This window comes from Roseovarius gaetbuli (genome assembly GCF_900172365.1).
In the GTDB taxonomy this organism is placed as follows: domain Bacteria; phylum Pseudomonadota; class Alphaproteobacteria; order Rhodobacterales; family Rhodobacteraceae; genus Roseovarius; species Roseovarius gaetbuli.
Genome location: NZ_FWFJ01000120.1, coordinates 1 through 1,229, shown reverse-complemented (window position 1 = coordinate 1,229; position 1,229 = coordinate 1). Strand labels below are relative to the sequence as shown.

Here is a 1,229-nt window from a genome sequence, read left to right as displayed (position 1 = left end):
GCGGCGGTTTCAACGGGTCGATGCAACACTTTAATCTTTTGAGAGAGATGGAGTGATCATCATGAAGTATCGTCGCCGCATATTCTTCACGGACAAACAGAAGTCAGATATCTGGGATCGTTGGCAACGCGGAGAGTCGATGAGTTCGATTGGGCGGCTGTTTGATCGCGAGTCGTCTTCGATCTATCCGCTCCTTGCTCGCACTGGCGGCATTCGTCCGCCGGACCGCGTCCGGTCCCGGCTTGCTCTGACACTTGCCGAGCGAGAGGAGATATCCAGAGGCTTGCGTGCGCAGGCCTCCCTGCGTTCAATTGCCCAAGCATTAAAGCGACCTGCATCCACAATCAGTCGCGAGGTCAGGCGTAATGGTGGCGCCAAACTTTACCGTGCAGCGCCCTCAGATGCCGCGGCCTGGGACCGTGCCCACCGCCCAAAGCCCTGCAAGTTGGCAGGCAATGTCTATCTCTGTCGGGCGATATCAGCCAAGCTGACGCGCAAATGGTCCCCGCAACAAATTGCAGGCTGGTTGATGCGCAAACATCCTGATGAGGAAGATAAACGGGTCTCACATGAGACGATCTATCGAAGCCTGTTTATCCAGACGCGTGGCGTACTTAAGAAGGAGTTGCTGGCGCACCTGCGGGCGACACGGTCCATTCGTCGATCCCGTCACGCCACATTGAAGCGTAGCGGACTGGGACGGTTCAACGACGCGGTATCGATCCGCGACAGACCGGCGGAAGCAGATGATCGTGCCGTGCCCGGACATTGGGAGGGAGACCTGATCGCAGGCTCCGGCAACAGCTTCATTGCTACTCTCGTCGAGCGGCGCACGCGGTTTGTGATGCTGGCAAAGGTTGGCAATAAAGACAGCCACAGTGTCATCCAGGCGTTGATCAAACAATCCCGCAAGTTACCCAAGGAGCTGTATCGTTCTCTGACATGGGATCGCGGAACAGAGATGGCCGGACATAAGACGTTCACCATGGCGACGGATATTGATGTCTTTTTGTGTGAACCTCACAGCCCATGGCAACGCGGCACCAACGAAAATACTAACCGCCTGCTGCGACAGTACTTCCCAAAGGGCACGGATTTGTCGATACATAGTCAAGCAAAGCTCAGCGCCGTCGCAAGGCAGCTCAACGAACGACCCCGAAAAACGCTCAACTACGAAACACCCGCCGAGCGTTTCAATGCCTGTGTTGCATCGACCCTTTGAGACCGCC

1 protein-coding gene is annotated in these 1,229 nt (G+C 56.3%); it reads left to right on the top strand.

The window, feature by feature from the left end:
- The first annotated feature begins 61 nt into the window (after positions 1–61).
- On the top strand, positions 62–1,222 hold the full coding sequence (locus ROG8370_RS19845) for an IS30 family transposase (protein ID WP_085828832.1): 1,161 nt from the start codon (positions 62–64) through the stop codon (positions 1,220–1,222).
- The last annotated feature ends 7 nt before the right edge of the window (positions 1,223–1,229 follow it).